Origin of the sequence: Pseudomonas sp. 06C 126, assembly GCF_001855215.1 — a bacterium.
Lineage (GTDB): Bacteria > Pseudomonadota > Gammaproteobacteria > Pseudomonadales > Pseudomonadaceae > Aquipseudomonas > Aquipseudomonas proteolytica.
Window position 1 is genome coordinate 1 of the sequence record NZ_MIFU01000119.1, and the last position, 15,134, is coordinate 15,134.

The 15,134-nt window shown below is 59.7% G+C and carries 13 protein-coding genes; 9 read left to right on the forward strand and 4 right to left on the reverse strand.

Features of this window, described 5'->3' with window-relative positions; translation table 11 throughout:
* Positions 1–363: 363 nt before the first annotated feature.
* Positions 364–939, reverse strand: coding sequence for a TetR/AcrR family transcriptional regulator (locus BHC62_RS22700; protein WP_070996341.1), 576 nt, complete (start codon positions 937–939; stop codon positions 364–366).
* A 178-nt stretch (positions 940–1,117) separates the two neighbouring features.
* On the opposite strand from BHC62_RS22700, the gene BHC62_RS22705 reads away from it, so the two are divergent.
* Both BHC62_RS22705 and BHC62_RS22710 read left to right on the forward strand, forming a co-directional pair.
* The gene (locus BHC62_RS22705) at positions 1,118–1,906 is read left to right on the forward strand and encodes an SDR family oxidoreductase (protein ID WP_070996229.1); all 789 of its coding nucleotides are present in this window, start codon (positions 1,118–1,120) and stop codon (positions 1,904–1,906) included.
* Positions 1,907–1,966: 60 nt separating this feature from the next.
* The gene (locus BHC62_RS22710) at positions 1,967–2,965 is read left to right on the forward strand and encodes an NADP-dependent oxidoreductase (RefSeq protein WP_070996230.1); all 999 of its coding nucleotides are present in this window, start codon (positions 1,967–1,969) and stop codon (positions 2,963–2,965) included.
* A 7-nt stretch (positions 2,966–2,972) separates the two neighbouring features.
* Here BHC62_RS22710 and BHC62_RS29105 read toward each other — a convergent pair whose 3' ends face one another.
* Together BHC62_RS29105 and BHC62_RS22720 are read right to left on the reverse strand one after the other, a co-directional pair.
* A complete protein-coding gene (locus BHC62_RS29105) occupies positions 2,973–3,512 on the reverse strand; it encodes an ATPase AAA (RefSeq protein ID WP_029290620.1) in 540 nt (179 codons plus the stop codon).
* Between the two features lie 28 nt (positions 3,513–3,540).
* Positions 3,541–4,524, reverse strand: a complete 984-nt coding sequence (locus BHC62_RS22720; protein WP_070996231.1) for an Lrp/AsnC family transcriptional regulator — start codon at positions 4,522–4,524, stop codon at positions 3,541–3,543.
* A gap of 97 nt (positions 4,525–4,621) precedes the next feature.
* On the opposite strand from BHC62_RS22720, the gene BHC62_RS22725 reads away from it, so the two are divergent.
* From BHC62_RS22725 to BHC62_RS22750, 6 genes are all read left to right on the forward strand, one after another.
* A complete protein-coding gene (locus tag BHC62_RS22725; protein ID WP_070996232.1) occupies positions 4,622–5,911 on the forward strand; it encodes an MFS transporter in 1,290 nt (429 codons plus the stop codon).
* Between the two features lie 84 nt (positions 5,912–5,995).
* A complete protein-coding gene (locus BHC62_RS22730; RefSeq protein ID WP_070996233.1) occupies positions 5,996–7,408 on the forward strand; it encodes an amidase in 1,413 nt (470 codons plus the stop codon).
* A 311-nt stretch (positions 7,409–7,719) separates the two neighbouring features.
* Positions 7,720–8,205, forward strand: coding sequence for a sigma-70 family RNA polymerase sigma factor (locus tag BHC62_RS22735; protein WP_070996234.1), 486 nt, complete (start codon positions 7,720–7,722; stop codon positions 8,203–8,205).
* The gene (locus BHC62_RS22740) at positions 8,202–9,143 is read left to right on the forward strand and encodes a FecR domain-containing protein (RefSeq protein WP_029290611.1); all 942 of its coding nucleotides are present in this window, start codon (positions 8,202–8,204) and stop codon (positions 9,141–9,143) included. The genes BHC62_RS22735 and BHC62_RS22740 overlap by 4 nt, the downstream gene beginning before the upstream one ends.
* 100 nt (positions 9,144–9,243) lie before the next feature.
* On the forward strand, positions 9,244–11,769 hold the full coding sequence (locus BHC62_RS22745) for a TonB-dependent siderophore receptor (RefSeq protein ID WP_070996235.1): 2,526 nt from the start codon (positions 9,244–9,246) through the stop codon (positions 11,767–11,769).
* Between the two features lie 200 nt (positions 11,770–11,969).
* Positions 11,970–12,632: a hypothetical protein gene (locus BHC62_RS22750; RefSeq protein ID WP_070996236.1), complete on the forward strand. Its 663-nt coding sequence runs from the start codon at positions 11,970–11,972 to the stop codon at positions 12,630–12,632.
* Between the two features lie 37 nt (positions 12,633–12,669).
* Here the strand turns inward: BHC62_RS22750 and BHC62_RS22755 are convergent, their stop codons facing one another.
* A complete protein-coding gene (locus BHC62_RS22755; protein ID WP_070996237.1) occupies positions 12,670–13,560 on the reverse strand; it encodes a LysR substrate-binding domain-containing protein in 891 nt (296 codons plus the stop codon).
* 129 nt (positions 13,561–13,689) lie between these two features.
* On the opposite strand from BHC62_RS22755, the gene BHC62_RS22760 reads away from it, so the two are divergent.
* A complete protein-coding gene (locus BHC62_RS22760) occupies positions 13,690–15,087 on the forward strand; it encodes an MFS transporter (RefSeq protein WP_070996238.1) in 1,398 nt (465 codons plus the stop codon).
* Positions 15,088–15,134 lie beyond the last annotated feature (47 nt).

The window sequence follows — 15,134 nt, forward strand, 5'->3', positions numbered from 1 at the left end:
CTAGGGGGCTTGTCCCCCGCTGGGTTGCAACGCAGCCCCAAAACCAGCCATCCCGGTATATCTGGCAGACCGTGGTGAGGCTATTGGGGCGGCTTCGCCGCCCAGCGCGGGGCAAGCCCGCTCGCCACGAAAAGCCAGCTGTTCACCCCCATGTGGCTAGGGGGCTTGTCCCCCGCTGGGTTGCGTAGCAACCCCAAAACCAGCCACCTCGATATATCTGGCAGAACGGGGTGAGGCTATTGGGGCGGCTTCGCCGCCCAGCGCGGGGCAAGCCCGCTCGCCACAGGTCAGTACTGGCCCTTAATTCAGGGCAATTGGCCAAACAGCTGTTTTTGAAAGGTATGGGCCAAAGACGAAATGAGCCTACGACTGAGTAGGTAATGATTCGCTCATTTGCGTGTGACATACCGCCAGAATTTCATCGGCCAACGCCGAGTCGTCAGGACAGGCGCGCGACAACATGATCGCACCGACCGCGCGCGCCAGCAGGTCGATCATCTTCACCCTCGCCTCCCCCGGCGCCGCATCCGGCCCGGTCGGGTATTTTTCACCGAGTGTTTGCAACATGTGCTCGATACCTTCAGCGAAGGCCGATTTCAACTCGGTGGACTGACGCGCCGCGTCACCGCACAACGCTGCCATGGTGCAACCCGTGGAGCGCCCGTCGCGATGCTCCCTGGACACGTACACGTCAATGAAATCCTTCACGCTCATGGCTTCGGCGCTGGCCAATGACTGCGCAAGACTGTTGGCCGACGCTTGCGCCATCAGGTCAGCCTTCGAGCCAAAATGTTTGTAGAAACCGCCGTGGGTAAAACCGGCGGCGGCCATCAGGTCGGCCACGCCGACACCATCAAAACCGCGCTCGCGAAACACCTTTGAGGCTGTTTCGACAATGTGCTCCCGATTTGCCTGGGCCTGGACCTTGGACACTCGCATATTCGATACCTCTGCACCGCTGAAATTCATCAGCCGATCATACATAGATGCTGATCATAATCAAAACTGTTGACAGCTTAGATTTCGATCATCATCCTAAATGCCAGCGACATGCCCACCGAATCAGGTTTATCGCTGCAGCAATCCCAATCCATATTCCAGACCAAGAGCCCACATCATGACTACTCGCCCTACCGTTCTTATCACTGGTGCGTCCACTGGCATCGGCGCGGTTTACGCCGAGCGTTTCGCCCAACGCGGGCACGACCTGGTGTTGGTCGCTCGCGACCATTCGCGCCTGGAAACGCTGGCTGCGACGTTGCGTGGCGAACACAGCGTCGCCATTGAAGTGCTTCAGGCCGACCTGACTCAACTCAGCGACCTGCACACCGTCGAAGCGCGCCTGCGTGATGACGCGCGCATTGGCATCCTCGTCAACAATGCCGGCGCCGCACAGTCCGGCACGTTCATCGAGCAAAGCACGGATAGTGTTGCGCAACTGGTGGCCCTCAACACCACCGCGTTGGTGCGGTTGGCCAGCGCCATCGCACCACGCCTGGCCAAAGCAGGTGAAGGCGCGATCATCAATATCGGCTCCGTGGTGGGGCTGGCACCGGAGTTCGGCATGTCGGTCTATGGGGCGACCAAGGCGTTTGTGCTGTTCCTTTCCCAAGGCCTGAGCCTGGAGCTTTCGCCTCAGGGGGTTTACGTGCAAGCCGTATTGCCAGCCGCCACCCGCACAGAGATCTGGGACCGCGCCGGTATCGACATCAATACCTTGAGCGAAATCATGGAAGTGGGTGATTTGGTCGATGCGGCGCTGGTCGGCTTCGATCGTCGCGAACCGGTGAGCATTCCCGCGCTGCAGGAAGGCGAGCGCTGGGATACCCTGCAAACCGCACGTCAGGGCCTTTTGTCGCAAATCAGGCAGTCCACCGTGGCGCAACGCTATTTGACGCAAGTCTGACTATTATCGAGCCGGCCGGCCTCACCCCACTCTCGATCCACCGACAAGGGCAGCTGCAACATGAAGGCATTTTTTATCGAACGCTACGGCAAGCAGAGCGCAATGATTGGCGACATGCCTGACCCTGCGGTGGGTGTGCACGACGTGCTGATCCAGGTGCATGCGACAAGCGTGAACCCGTTGGACTCGAAGATTAAAACGGGGGACTTCAAACTGATCCTGCCCTATACCTTTCCATTGGTACTGGGCAACGACCTGGCCGGAGTGGTCATTCGCACAGGCGCGGCGGTGGAGCGATTCAAGCCGGGCGACGAAGTCTACGCACGTCCCCCGGAGGCGCGGATCGGGACGTTTGCCGAACTGATCGCCGTGGACGAAAACGCCCTCGCGCTAAAGCCGGCGAACCTGGACATGGCCCAAGCGGCGTCCATCCCCTTGGCCGCCTTGACGGCCTGGCAGGCGCTGGTCGAGACCGCCCAACTGAAAAAAGGCCAAAAGGTGCTGATTCATGCCGGATCCGGCGGTGTCGGCACGCTGGCCATTCAACTTGCCAAACACCTCGGAGCCTTCGTCGCGACCACCACCAGCACGGCGAACGTCCAATGGGTGAAAGCACTCGGGGCGGATGTGGTGATTGATTACACACATCAGGATTTTGCACACGAGTTGCGCGATTTCGACGTGGTGTTGCACAGCCTCGGCACCGCGCTACTGGAGAAGTCGCTCAAGGTGCTCAAGCCGGGCGGACAGCTTATTTCCCTTTCGGGGCCGCCGACTGCGCAATTTGCCCAAGCGCAAGGCTTGTCCTGGGTGCTGGGGCAAGTGATGCGCCTGCTGAGCAGCGGCATTCGCAGGAAAGCGCGCAAACAGGGGGTGAACTATGCATTTTTGTTTATGCGTGCCAACGGGACACAACTGCAGAAAATCACTTCGCTTATCGAGACAGGTGTCATCAAGCCGGTCATTGACCGAACGTTCCCTTTTGAGTCCATAGCCAAGGCGCTGCGGTACGTCGAACAGGGCAGATCGAGAGGCAAAGTCACCGTGACAATGAGGTAAGCGCCGATCAATCTCGCGGAGCCGGGCCAGTCGAACTTCCAATGCTTGCGAGAAAAATCCTGGTGTCCCGATTGGACCGCAGATGAACCACACGGCAAGCGGCTGGTGCAGTTGCCACGAGGTGCTGCATCTTTGCCCGCGCTGATTTTTTCGTCCGCCACATGAATGCAAAAAACTCCGGCAGGTTCGCCAGCATTTCGGGGCAGTTCTCGGGCAAGTCAGGCCGAGACTTCCCGCGATGGAGCAGCGCTCTGAGCAGGACGCGCAAGAATCGAAGCGGCGCTGAACGATCAATCCAGATCAAAAGATCTGCACGGGCCACTCGGTTGTCCCACGTGGCTGAATGGCCACCCTCGAATATCCAGTTATCGCGGGCCTCGACCTCAAGACAAAGCCGCGTCTTCTCGTCCCAGGTTCGTTCAACCCATCCTGGCTGCCAGTGGATAGTGTCGATATGAACCACTGGCAATCCGGTGCACTGGCCAAGCTTACGCGCCAACGTGCTTTTGCCAGACCCAGGTTGGCCCACAATCATCACCCGTTGCATACAAACTCCTTGTCGATGGGCCGCAACACTACTCAACCATAAGCCCTCGACGCACGCGCCCCGCTCTTTTGTAGGCTCTTACCACCGTATTGGTCTCACAAGAAATGATCCCCTCCAAGGCGCCCATCCGCGTGGTTGAGACGCTCCACAGATCATGAATATCACGACACAAGACATGCCAAAACAACTGCGAACCGCCACTGGTACCAAACAGGCAACGCGTGTGTTCATCCTTTGCCAGCGCCTGGGCAATACCCTCTGCCGCACCCGGTCGGGTTTGGAGCGACACAATCGCCTCGACCCCGTAGCCCACCAACAGAGGCTCCAGTTCCACGCGAAATGTCAGGGCATTACTGTCGACCAGCCCACTTAGCATGCGCTGGACCTTGGGCTCACTGACGCCGCAGGTTTCAGCAAGCACGCCCAGGCTGGCCCTTCCATCGAGCATTAACGCGCCCAGTAGCCGCATTTCGTCAGCACTCAGGCTTACCGGCCCGGCCAGCACCGGCTCAGTCGGCACCGAACCATCGATACGCCAGCGACTGGCTCGCCTGAACGATCTGAGTACCACTTGCGTTTGCACCTGCCTTACCCCAGGCACCAGCGGCAACTCCTGCACCACCATGTCAGAAAGCGCTTCCACACTGGGTAAGTTGATCTCGGTGAAGATGTCGAACTCTCCCGTTGTCGCCATGACCACCTGGGTCTGCGGCAACTGCGCCAGATGCTCCGCCACTTCCCGCTGGCGCCCGTCGGCTACCCGGATCCATGCATGCAGCACCGGGCCGCTCCCGACGACAACCGGATCGAGCTCGCCGATGACCCGGATGTAACCACTGTCCATCAAGCGTTGCAGGCGCCGCGACAGCGTACGCTCCGCCACATCGCAGCAGGCACTCAGATCCCGCCAGGTGCCACGAGGGTTGGCTTGCAGTGCAATCAGGCAGGCCAGATCCGTTTCATCCAGCGCAACATGTCTTTTTTCATCCGCATCAACGGTTGACGAGACCATATTCTTACAATACCTTCGCTCAAGTGGCTAAATTAAAACAAAACAAGGCCGCACATGTCTAAAAATAATTACAATTCAAACCCAAAGGCACAAGCCAATGAATTATGCGACTCAAACGTCCCACGCGGCAAAGCCGCAGGTATCAACCGCGCGCAAAATTGCTGCTGGCAGCATTGGCAATGCGGTGGAGTGGTTTGACTGGACGATCTATGCGTCGTTCGCGGTGTTCTTTTCTACCCAATTCTTTCCGAAAACTGACGAAACGGCGTCATTGCTAGCGACTTTCGCTATTTTCGCCGTAGGTTTCTTCATGCGTCCCATCGGTGGCTGGGCCCTGGGGATCTACTCTGATCGCTATGGCCGCAAATCAGCGCTGGGCGTCACCATCATGCTGATGGCCGGCGGCTCCCTGATGATCGGCATAACCCCCACCTACGAGCAGATCGGCCTGCTGGCGCCGGTTTTGCTGGTAATCGCGCGACTGATGCAAGGCTTGTCGCTGGGCGGCGAATACGCGTCAGCCTCTACTTACCTTGCCGAGTTGGCGCCAGACCACCGTCGCGGCTTCTTTTCGAGTTTTGTATTCTTTAGTTCCGCTGCGGGCATTCTGACCGCTTCGGCGATTGGCTGGGCACTGACCACCGTCCTCACCGACGAGCAGATGAGGGAGTTCGGCTGGCGCATTCCGTTCTTGCTCGGCGCCTTGGGCGGTATCGCAGGCATTTGGCTGCGTATGTCGGTGCCTGAAGCAGAAGCCTCAACGCAAAAAACCAAGAAGGTAGAGAAGCAACCGCTGCGCACCCTGCTGCGTGATTATCCGCGCGAAACCCTGCGGATCGTGGGCTTTTCGATCCTCAGCACCTTTGCCTTTTACCTGTTCGTCATCTACATCCCGACCTATGCCATCCGAGCACTGCACGTGGAGTCCTCCACAGCCTTTGCGGCGAATACGGTGGCAATGGTCGCGTTCATGCTCGTGCACCCACTCTTCGGCATGCTCTCGGACAAGTTCGGGCGCAAGCCGCAACTGATCGCTTTTGCCCTGGGTTACCTGCTGTTCTTCTACCCGATTATCACCAGCATGCAGCCGACGTTCTCATCGATCCTGATGGTGGAGTTGTTCGGCCTGTTGCTCTACGCGCTTTATACCTCGATTGCGCCCGCAATCATGTCTGAACAATTCCCCAGCAGCGTTCGCGCCGTCGGCATTGGTGCGCCCTACAACCTGATGGTGGCATTGCTCGGCGGTACCACGCCTTATCTGCTGACCTGGCTGCAGAGCCACGGTCAAGAGAGCTGGTTCTTCTATTACGTGCTCGCGGGCGCCGCGCTCACCCTGATTACGTTCATCAAAATGCCAGAAACAGCCGGGAAACCACTGAAATAGCCACTGGCTCGGACACCGCGATGCGATCCCCGTGAACGACGGTCGAACACGGGGATACCGACCCACATATCTTAGATAGAAATTATGCGCGAACCATCCGAAGACCTTTGTTTCCAGACTGCCCTGCAGATTGCCCATCTGATCGCTACCCGGCAGACCACCTCACGCGCGGTCACCCAGTACTTTCTGGACCGTATTGCTTGCAGCAGTGCGCTTAACGCCTTCACTGTAGTCTTCGCCGAGCAGGCCCTGGCGGCAGCCGATGCCGCCGACCGCGCGCTCGATACCGGACACACATTGAGTCCACTGCATGGCGTACCGGTTGCCATCAAGGACAATATCGAGATCGCCAACACCCTGGCGTCGGCAGGGTCGTTGAGCCGTCTGACCACGATCAGCTCCGTGACCAGCACCGTCGCGCAACGATTACAAGCGGCCGGCATGGTGATCGTGGGCAAGACCCAGATGACCGAATTTGCCTTCGGTTTATCCGGGCAGAATCCGACCCGAGGCACGCCCTGGAACCCCTGGGACGCCAAGCTGCATCGCGCGCCGGGCGGATCCTCTTCAGGCGCGGCGGTTGCTGTTGCAGCAGGCCTGGTCCCGATTGCAGTGGGTGGTGATACCGGCGGATCGATACGGGCTCCCGCATCGCTGAATCACTTGGTCGGCTTCAAACCGTCCAGCGGGCTCATCAGCCTGGACGGTGTCGTGCCACTCGCTCCCAGCCTGGACGTGCTGGGCCCAATCGCCCGCGACGTTTACGATGCCCACACACTTACCGCCATCCTTGCCAGCCCTTCTACGGACAATGGGTTGAACGTTCAGGCTGAACTTGCAAGTGAGCTGGTGCCACCCCAGCCGGGCACAGTGTTGGTACTGGACCAGAGTGCGTTCCCCAGTGCCCTGTCCATTGGCGCCCGCAGGGTGTGGGATCAAGCCTTGGCCAAGCTGGGCACGGCCGGCTGGACGCTGGAGTACTGGGTTCCAGATGATGAGTTAGCGATCGGTCGGCTTTCCGAGTGCAACTCGATGATCATTGCTTATGAGGGGTATCGCGAGTTTGGTCACCTTGCACATGACCCCGAACAACTGCTCTGGAAGGTTGTACGCAATCGAATCCTTGCCGGCGCCGATATCAGCCGTGACGCCTACGAAAGCGCCGTTGCACAGCGTGCATACGCAGCCGAGGCATTCACCCGAGCGATCGGCTCATCCGGGGTTCTATTGATGCCTGTCAGCGGCCATGGGGCCCTGCCCCTTGATGACCAGGACGCTGATCACGCCAGTATTGGCAAGTTCAGTCGAGCCAGTAACTACCTCGGCACGCCGGCAATCGCCCTCCCCGCCGGATTCGACGAAGCACAAATGCCGATTGGCGTGCAGTTGCTATCCCCGGTATTTACCGACATGCATTTGCTGAACATCGCGAGCGCGATGGCACCTGCGCTGTTACTTGACGAGCGCAGGCCTGAGCTTGGGCGATGGGGGCTTTAAGCATCGCGTGCCAAACTCGCGTACTACCATTCTTGTAGATGCATTCGTTCAGGCGCGGATGGCGTCACCCAGTATATGACCGAGCCCGCGCAGAAACGGTGCGGGCATACCTTCCCTACGCAGGACGCTGTAGCACTGCCGAGGGCCTGGCAGCGTCCCCAACCTATTCGCGTACTTGAATCGCCCCCTTCTACTGCATTGCAAACCTTCCTCGTCCGCTTATAATTAAGATCCATTCTTATCCGCATCTTGTAACCAGGAAGATCTAGGTGTCCTACCCTCAGTCGCCCGAATCCTCCCCCCAGGATGATATGCATGCGCTCTATCGCGACCACAGCCAATGGCTTCAGGGCTGGGTGCGTAGGCGCCTAGGTGATGCAGATCGTGCGGCGGATATTACCCAGGACACGTTCGTGCGCCTGATCAGCAGCGCACTGCGCCAACCATTGAGAGAGCCGCGCAGCTTCCTGGCTACGGTAGCCCGCAGGGTGATGATCGACCAATTGCGCCGACGCAACCTGGAGCAGGCCTATATTGAGTTTCTGGGCAGCCAGCCGCTCCTCGAGGAGTGCTCCCCCGAACAGCGCCTACTGATGCTGGAAACCCTGATGCAACTGGACGCCATGCTCGACGGCCTGGGCCAGAAAGTGCGCGATACCTTCCTGTACGTACAGCTCGATGGCCTGAGCTACGCTGATGTCGCGCGGCGCCTCGGGGTGTCCGTCAGCTCGGTGACCAAGTACATGGCCAAGGCGACAGAGCGGTGCCTGCTGTTTGCTTTCGATGCGCAACTATGAATCCTTCCGATCAACGCAAAGCCCTGCGCGAGGCGGCGCAATGGCATGCGCGGCTCCACGCGGCGCGTGACTGTGCGGATAACCGCAGGCAGTGGCAGGTCTGGCTCGATCAGTCGCCGTTGCACGGTTGGGCGTGGGAGCGCCTTGAGCGGTTGCAGGCAGATCTTGCCGGTGTTCCCGGTCCGCTGGCACGGCACACCCTTGTCGCAGGCCATGGGGAACTGGGGCGGCGTACGCTACTCAAGGGCCTGGTGCTGGGTCTTGGCGTTTCAGGGGCTGTCTGGACGGGTTATCGCCACTCGCCGGTTTGGTTGGCCGACGTGCGCACCGTCAAGGGCGAACGCCGCAGCCTGACCTTGGAGGACGGCACGCGGCTGACGCTCAATACAGATTCTGCCGTCGATATCCGCTACAGCGCAGACCAGCGGCTGATAGAACTGGTCGAGGGCGAGATTGCCGTTTACACCGCTAACGACCCACGCCCGTTGCGCGTGCACACGGTGCATGGCCGAATGCGCGCCCTCGGTACCCGCTTCAACGTGCGCCTGCATGCAGACCGCACCGAGCTGATCGTCATCGAACATGCTGTCGCGGTGCACAACGCCGCAAGCGAACACGAGGTGCGGGTCGATGCCGGCATGGCCCTGGCGTTCAACAGCGGGCCGCTGTCCAAGCCCCGTCCGGCTGACCTTGCCAGCACTGTGTGGCGCGATGGTCAGTTGGTGTTGGACGGCTGGCCGCTGCGCCGCGCCCTGGCCGAACTCCAGCGTTACCGCCCGGGTGTGTTGAGCTGTAGTGACGATGTAGCGCAGCTGCGTCTCGCTGGGGTGTACCCGTTGGATGACACCGACCGCGCACTGGTGGCAATCGCCGGGGCGCTAAAGCTGAAGGTCAATACCTGGACGCGCTATTGGGTCAGGCTCACCCCGGCCGTTTAAACCAAACGAATGAAAGAAATTCTCAGTTGCATTGTCGGATTGGCCACTCTCGTACGAGCTCTTCTGAAAACCGCCCAAACAGGCATTTTAAGGAGCTGTCATGTCTAGAGCGACAATCTACTCACACGCGCGCCGAACACACCTCACCCCCCTGCTGCTTGGCAGCGCCATCGCGCTGCAGGCCGGGATGCTGGCCCCGCTGCTGTCACCGGACGCCCAGGCCCATGCCGAAGAGGTCAGCCGCGTTTACGACATTGCCCCTGGGCCGTTGGTAGCAACCTTGAACCGCTTCGCCCGCGAGGCCGGGGTGCTGCTATCGTTTGATGCAGCGCTGACCGAGGGGCTGCAGAGTCGCGGGCTAAAAGGTCGCTTCAGCACCGAGCAGGGATTTTCCCAACTACTGGCTGGCAGCGGGCTAGAGGCCCTGCTGGTGGGTAACAATTGGGTGCTTGCACCTCAGGCGCAGGCCGGTTCAGCGCTGCAACTGGATGCAACCAGCATCACCGGCCAAAGCTTGAGCGTCACCACAGAAGGCAGTGGTTCCTACACCACCGGCGCAACCGCCGCCGCCACACGCCTGGACCTGAGCCTGCGCAAGACGCCACAGTCAATCAGCGTAGTAACACGCCAGCAGATGGACGACCAGAATCTGCAAAGTGTCTCCGATGTCCTGAAGCAAACCCCCGGCATCACCGTCAACCAGGAAAGCTCCGAGGCCTTCACTTTCTATTCGCGCGGTTTCAAGCTGGATAACTTCCAGTTCGATGGCGTGCCCAGCCTGTCCTCGGACGGCGGCTCATTGCGCGACAACTACAGTATCGGCAACAGCCTGATCTATGACCGAGTCGAAGTACTCAAGGGTGCGACCGGCCTGGTCAACGGCTCCGGCAATCCGTCGGGGGTCATCAACCTGGTGCGCAAGCGCCCGACTGCCGAGGCGCAGGGCCATATCAGTGTCGGCGCAGGCTCCTGGGATAAATACCAGGCCGATTTTGACTTCGCCGGGCCGTTGACAGACAGCGGCAATATCCGTGGCCGCATGGTCGCGGGTACGCAGTCTCAGCGCAGTTATGTCGACTACCTGACCGGCGAACAAAATACCTTCTACGGTGTGCTGGAAGCCGACTTGAGCGAGAAAACCCTGCTCACACTCGGCCACGACATACAGAAAAACTATGACAACGGCAGCACCACCGGTGCCCTGCCCGCGTTCTTTATAGATGGCCGCAGGGCCAGGTTCGACCGTGACACCAACGCTGCCGATCGCTGGACCTGGCGCAATCAGGAAACCCAGCGCACTTTCGTGGAGTTGGCCCACAGCTTCGACAACGACTGGGTCCTCAAGGGGGTCGCCAGTAGCCGCGACTACCGTTCGCGGGAGCTGATCTCGGGCATCAGCAGTGAGGCCATTCAGGCCGACGCAAGCATCTCCCACGGTTTCATCGGCGGCAACGTCGACCGCGACAGCGGCTACGTGAATAACAGCGGCACCGCGAGCAAGTTCAACACTACCAGCAAGGAAAAAGGCCTGGACCTGTATGCCCGCGGCCCGTTTTCGCTGGGCGGTCGCATGCACGAAGCCGTATTCGGCTACAGCATCGCCCGTACCGAATCCACGTCCAAGCGCCACGACGGGGTTACCAATGGCATCATCGACGATGTATTCCAGTGGGATGGCTATGGCGAGACACCGAGGGACTTCGAATGGTGGTCGACCTTCAATATCCAAGCACGGCAGAAAGTCGGGTTCGCGGCCACCATCCTTAAACCGACCGACGCGCTGGCAGTGATCCTGGGCGCACGGATCGTCGACTACAAATGGGACATCGACACGATCAACGCCATCGGTCGCCGCCTTCCGGCCAGCGCCACCAACTCAAGCGAAATCGTGCCTTATGCCGGTATCACCTACGACCTGGATGCCTACCACACGGTCTACGCCAGCTACACCGACATCTTCAAACCGCAGGCCTACAGCCTCGGCCCGGACGGTAAACCTATCGACCCGCTCACCGGCGAAAGTTATGAGGTCGGCATCAAGGGCGCCTACTTCGACAACCGCCTAAATGCCAGCATGGCGCTGTTCGAGCTCAAGCAGGACAACTTCGCCGTACCCACCGGCGGTAGCACACCGAGCGGTAGCAGTGCCTATCGGGCAGAGAAAGGCGTGACGACTCGCGGCGTCGAGTTGGAAGTAAACGGCGAACTTCTGAATGACCTGCAGGTGATGGCCGGCTACACCTTTGCCGAGTCCCATAACGCGGCTGACCGGCGCGTGGCCACCAACCAGCCGCAGCACCTGCTCAAGATGGCAACCAACTACCGCTTGCAGGGCGATTGGCACAAATTCACCGTGGGCGGCAATGCCTACTGGCAGAGTTCGACGTTCTTTAAGCCAAGCGACGAGGATTGGTACGAGATCAAAGACCCAACCGCCAAATTCGAGCAGAAGTCTTACGCCCTGGTGGGACTGGTTGGCGGCTATGATGTCACCCGCGACCTGAAGGCTACCCTCAACGTCAACAATCTGTTCGACAAGCACTACTACAGTGGTATTGGCAATTACGGCACAGTGTTCTGGGGGGCGCCGCGCAACGTGATGTTCAATGTGAAATACAGCTTCTAGGCGGTTCCTCGGCAGTACAGCGTCCCCCTGCGCCAAGGCACCGGGGGTACGACGCGTACGTTCAGGCCCGGGCGAATTTAGCTCATGCGCCTGAGGCCATGCTGAAAACACCTTATGTCTCTGTGGCGCGACTATTACCGCGCCTGAAATTCCAAAAATTCAAAGCACATTGACGCAGCCTCAAGCAAACAAGGATCAGTATGTTCCGCAAAAGTCAGATCATCACCCTCCCGGCCCTGATCGCACTGTCTTTGTTACTCACCGGTTGTCCGCCGTCAGCCGAATTCACGCGGTGGCAACGCACGTCCACGACCACAGACGGTGTCAGGGCGGCTATGGAGGAATGTGGAGACCCGGTAGGCAGTTCGATGATGCATTACCCAATAAACGAGCGTGTGCTGCACTTCCAGTGTATGCAGCGCCTGGGTTTCAAGCGTAAAGATGGGTTTGAGTATTGTGAATTAGCGAAGGACATTCCCGCTTGCGTCGAAGAAAAAAATGGTCATCCGCTTAGTCTCGCCCAACTTGAAGCATTGCCCTATGGCGAAGATAAAGGCTTCTATCCAATAAAACCCGATTCTGGTCGGTATGAAAGTATGCAGGTCACCTGGCGTAAAGCGGGTGCATCACGCCACTTCTCGGCGGAACTTGCCAATGATCAGGAAACGCTGCCAGTGATGTACGCCTGCGGCTATCCAAAACCACTCGGGTCGAATCTGGAGGTCGCCAGCATCGGGCGCACAGCCCAGGCGCAACGCTGCATGCTTGATCACAGCTTTGAGCCGAAGGAGGATATGGTGCTGGTTTGTCGACCTTATCCTCAAGTGACGGGTTGTGAACGCAACGCCGAAAACAGCCGCTGATTTACACTTTTGCGCCTCGTGGCCCCTTGGCTTGGGACTATCTAGTGCCCTGGGCCTCTTCGATAACCCACTCCACAAACGCCTTGACCTCATCACGTTGCATCGCCTCCGGCCGGGTCACGACGTAGTAGGCAAATCGTGCAGGCCAAGGTTTGTCCAAAACTTGCACGAGGCGGCCCGCCGCAATTTCCTCTTTCGCATATTCCACTGGCACCAGGGCGAGCCCCTGCCCGGCTTCTGCTGCGCGAATAAGCAGGAAGTCATCTTCCAAAGCGCTCCCACGTTCGGCACGTGGGTCGTTGCCGACGCCATGGGCCGAAAGCCATAAGGGCCAATCTGCGCGGTCAGCGTCGTGCAACAGAGGGTACTCGAGGCAATCCTGCGGCTGCGTGAGCACCGCGTTTGCGGGCACAAGGGAGGGGCTGGCCACCGGCACCAATACCGGCGCCATCAAGTGCGTGACGTGCAGGTTGGGATAGACCCCAAGCCCATGGCGCAATGCAACGTCGACTCGATCCCGGCGCATGTCCGCGATGGCGGACGTCGCTTCGACCCGCACTTCGATGTGTGGATATCGCTGGTTGAAACGGCCCAGGCGCGGCACCAGCCACGACGCCGCGAACGTGGCAACGGTACTGACCGTCAGGGTTTGCCAGGATTTGGCTTGTTCCAGCGACAGCAGCGTCTCCTGGATCTGTTCGAACGCCTGGAGCAAGGCGGGATGCACGCTGGCCCCGGCCTCAGTAAGACGCAAGCCGCTGCGCTCACGGGTGAAGAGCGGCATGCCTACCCGATCCTCCAGAAGCCGAATCTGTTGGCTGACCGCACCCGATGTGACGTTCAGGGCCTGGGCAGCCGCCTTGATACTGCCGCGCTGGCCTACCTCAACGAAGGTACGTAACGCCAGATAAGGAAGGGATGTGGCCATGAAGTTTAGTTTTCCTAAATTCAGCGACTAAAAAGGATCGTTTCCACTGTGCCAACGGGCGTCTGATGATAAGCCTTGTTTAGCGAAGTTAAACATCATTAGAAAAACTATATCAATCAGGATACCCCTATGAATCACCCTCGTTGGCGGCTCTGCCTCATCTTGTTGTGCACGACGCAATTCGTCGCCCTGCTCGACTTCTCCATCACCATGATCCCTTTGCCGCAGATCCAGGAAAGCCTCGGCTTTACGCCCGGCGCCTTGCAGTGGGTCATCAACGCGTACGGCGTCGCCATTGCAGGCTTTTTGCTGTTGGGGGGGCGCGCCGCCGATATGTTTGGTCGCCGGCGGGTGTTCCTGCTCGGGTTGATGATCTTTACCCTGGGCTCCCTGCTTGGCGGCTTCTCACAGACCCCTGCCATGCTGATCGCCACTCGGGCCATGCAAGGCTTTGGCGCGGCTTTATTTTCGCCCGCCGCGTTTTCGTTGCTACTGGCGCTTTTCCCCGATCAGGCCTCACGCAATCGAGCCCTGGGTGCCTGGACTGCGGTGGCTGCGAGCGGATTCGTCGCAGGCCTGATCCTCGGCGGGATGATCACCGACCTCATGGGCTGGCGTTGGGTGCTGTGGATCAACGTGCCCGTGGGTATGTTGGTGATAGCCCTGGCAGGCAACCTGCCGGTGGGCCAACGCGATGCCGCAATAGGCGCAAGGCGCCTGGACATAGGCGGAGCGATTCTGGTCGCTGCGGGGGCCGCAACATTGGTGTTCGCGTTTGCCAACAGCGAGCACGTCGGCCTTTCGTCTCCCGTCACCTATGGGTTGATTGCTTTGGCCATGGGGCTACTGGCCTTGTTCGTCTGGGTCGAAAGCAAAGTCGAATACCCGTTGATGCCCCTTCCGATTTTTTGCAGGCGCCTGACGGGCGGCGCGAACCTGGTGTCGCTGTTGGCGAACACGGCACTGGGGCCGACGTTTGTCGTGGTTGCGCTGTATATGCAGGAAATCCTCGGTTTTACGGCCACCCAGACCGGCCTTGGGCTGCTCCCGATGGCGGTCGCCTTCACCCTCTCCAGCGCCTGGGCCGGGCCGGCACTGATTGCCAGGGTAGACACCAAGCCAGTCATTCTCGGCGGCATGACCCTGTTCATTGCCGGCCTTGCGCTGCTGGGCATGTCGTTGGCCGTGGATACGTCCTGGGCTCTCTCCATCCTCCCCGGCACGGTGTTGGCAGGCGTGGGTTATGGCATCGCGTTTCCGGCGTGGACCGTGGCCGGTATCGAGGGCGTGGCTGAAGTGGATCACGGGCTGGCGGGAGGCATGCTGACCACGACCCAGGAAGTCGGCTCTGCGGTGGGCCTGGCTGTGGGTGTGGCCGTGAGCATTGCAGTGCTGGCCGGCGGAGGAAGCTCGGTACAGGGTTTTAGCTATGCCATTCTGGTGTCCGCGTGCATGGTCGTGCTCGGCATGATAGCTGCGGCGCTCATCCTGCCGGGCAAGGCCAGCACGCTGGCGCTTGCACGATGAACGCCTCTGCGCCAGTTGAAAGATCAAGCACGGGTGAGCATTAGCCC